A 1,215-nucleotide genomic window follows, 5' to 3' on the forward strand; every position below is an offset into this window, starting at 1 on the left:
GCGACGGTCCGGGCGACGGCCCAGACAAACCCGACGAGTTCCCGGGCGACCGCCCCGATGGCGACGTTTTTGTGCTTGTTTCGGGCAAACACCAAATGACGGTATTTCTTGTGCAAGCGCTCTTGGGCTTTCCAGGACAGCAACTGCAGCTCGGCGGATTGTCCCTCCAACCGGCGAGCCAAATCCCCCTTCACAGCAGGGCGGTGGCGATAACTCCAGGCGGACTCGATGAAGCTGCGACGCAACCGTCCATTCCCTGCTTTGGTCATGCCGCCTCGCCGGGTGGTCTGTCCGCTGGAATATTCCCGTGGCACCAAGCCCAGGTACGCCATAAGCTGGGCCGGGGAACGGAAGCGGGCGAACGAACCGATTTCGGCGGCAACCGTGATCGCCGTCAGCCGTCCGATCCCCCGGAGCGACTGAAGCGCCTGGATAAGCGGCGCTTTCAATCCAGTGGCTGCTTGTGTGAGCAGTTCGTCCTCCAGACGTTTGAGCCGCTGCTCGGTTTCTTCCAGGGCATGCAGCATTTCCGTGAACGTGACGTCCATGGACCGGTACGTAAAGGTTAGCTGACTCAGCCAGAGACGATATTTTTTGGTCCAGCGGCGTTTGATCGTGGCCGGCGGTTCGATGTGGTGACGCAACAAGAACTTCAAGATCTGTTGGCGCTTCCGGTGCGCTTCCTCTCGGGCCGTCTCCCGGGCACGGACCAATTCCCGCAGGGCTTCGTCTTCGCGATCGGGTACATAAACCGACGTGAGTTCTCCGGCACGAAACAGCCGGGCCAACTGTTCGGCATCCCGTCGATCCGTTTTCACATGGTCGCCCGGGCGTTTGGGCATGAGCGATGGCGCAATGACGACGCATTGGGCACCCATGGAGCGCAGGATGCGGCAGGTTTCGTAGCCGGTGGGGCCTGCCTCATAGCAAAACGAAAGGGTCTCCGCCGGTCCAAGTTTCTTGATGAGTTTTCGCAAGTCTGCCGCTGTGTGCGCAATCGCTCCGTAATACCGGGGCGCCTCCTGCCCAGCCTCTGCAATAGCCACCGCAATTTTTTCCTTCGATACGTCTAGTCCAACATATTTTGTGGTATTATTCATGTAGCAGCTCTCCTTTGCTATGTAGCTCTGAAATGGTGGTTCTTCTACTTCCCATTTTAACCTACGACGGTAGCAATTATGGAGGGCTGTCCTTGTTTACGTTCATCTTAGCTAG

1 protein-coding gene is annotated in these 1,215 nt (G+C 58.1%); it reads right to left on the reverse strand.

The genetic code is table 11. From position 1 onward, the window contains the following. On the reverse strand, positions 1-1,100 hold a 1,100-nt coding region (locus tag AC6I6H_RS22435), incomplete at its 3' end, for an IS110 family RNA-guided transposase (protein WP_497956832.1). Positions 1,101-1,215: the final 115 nt, after the last annotated feature.

Source organism: Gorillibacterium sp. sgz306347 (assembly GCF_059735245.1).